Genomic DNA, 1,305 nt, shown 5'->3' with positions numbered 1-1,305 from the left:
GGCGACGATGCCGCCGATGGGACGGGCCAGGAAGCCGACGGCGAAGGTGGCGAAGGCGGCGAGGACGCCGGCGGTGGGGTTGTCAGCGGGGAAGTAGAGGTCGCCGAGGACGAGGGCGGCGGCGATCTGCCAGCCGAAGTTCGACGTCCAGGCGGGAAGCCGGCGTCGGGGCGCCGGTGCGGGGGAGGACTGTGCGGTGCTCATCCGGGGAGATTAGGCGGACCAATATCACGACGCCGAACCGGATTGCGCCATGTGACGTCGTGGTGACGTCCGTCTCGCCCCCGCGTGGCCCAGCGCGAGGGCCCTGTGACGTGGCCCGCACCCGGGTCGCCGGTTTGACCCCCGGGCATAGAATCGCGGAAACACCCGTCCCGAAAGGCGCCTTCGTGACCAACACCAGCACCGGTCCCAGCCCCGAGCCCGTCCACTCCTCCTCGGATCCCTTCGGCTTCTTCGGCCTCACCTATGACGACGTCCTGCTGCTGCCCAACGCCACCGACGTGATCCCCGCGGACGCGGACACGGGCACCCGGCTGACCCGCAACATCCGCTTGAACATCCCCATCGTCTCCGCGGCGATGGACACCGTGACCGAGGCTCCCCTGGCCATCGCCATGGCCCGTCAGGGCGGCATGGGCATCATCCACCGCAACCTGTCCATCGAGGACCAGGTCCGCCACGTGGACACCGTGAAGCGCTCCGAGTCGGGGATGATCAAGGACCCCGTGACCATCGGCCCCGACGCCACGCTCGCGGACCTGGACGAGCTGTGCGCCCAGTACCGCGTCTCGGGCCTGCCGGTGGTGGCCGAGGACATGACGCTGCTGGGCATCATCACCAACCGCGACACCCGCTTCATCCCGCGCGAGGAGTGGGCCACCCGCACGGTGGACACCGCCATGACCCGCATGCCGCTGGTCACCGCGCAGGAGGGTGTCTCGCGCGCCGAGACCATCCGCCTGTTCTCCCAGAACCGCGTGGAGAAGCTGCCGCTCGTGGACGATGCGGGCCGCCTGACCGGCCTGATCACCATCAAGGACTTCGACAAGGCGGAGCAGTACCCGGACGCCGCGAAGGACGACGAGGGCCGCCTGCGCGTCGGCGGCGCCGTCGGCTTCTTCGGCGACGGCTGGGAGCGCGCCATGGCGCTCGTCGAGGCGGGTGTGGACGCCCTCGTGGTGGACACCGCGAACGGTCACACGCACGGCGTGCTGGACATGATCGCGCGCCTGAAGAAGGAGAAGGCGGCCGCGCACGTCGACGTCATCGGCGGTCAGGCCGCGACCTACGCGGGCGCCAAGG

1 protein-coding gene and 1 pseudogene are annotated in these 1,305 nt (G+C 70.3%); one reads left to right on the top strand and one right to left on the bottom strand.

Annotation, left to right across the window (positions count from 1 at the left end):
- Positions 1-204 (bottom strand): annotated as a pseudogene (locus AB0L75_RS44285) (MFS transporter); the annotation flags it as partial.
- Between the two features lie 275 nt (positions 205-479).
- Between AB0L75_RS44285 and AB0L75_RS44280 the strand changes: the two are divergent.
- Positions 480-1,305 (top strand): IMP dehydrogenase (locus AB0L75_RS44280; protein WP_365191952.1); only part of this gene is annotated, 826 nt, incomplete at its 3' end.

Source organism: Streptomyces sp. NPDC052101, from assembly GCF_040680235.1.
Taxonomy (GTDB): Bacteria; Actinomycetota; Actinomycetes; order Streptomycetales; family Streptomycetaceae; genus Streptomyces.
Note: the sequence above shows the minus strand (reverse complement) of the source record. Positions and strands in the feature narration are given on the sequence as shown.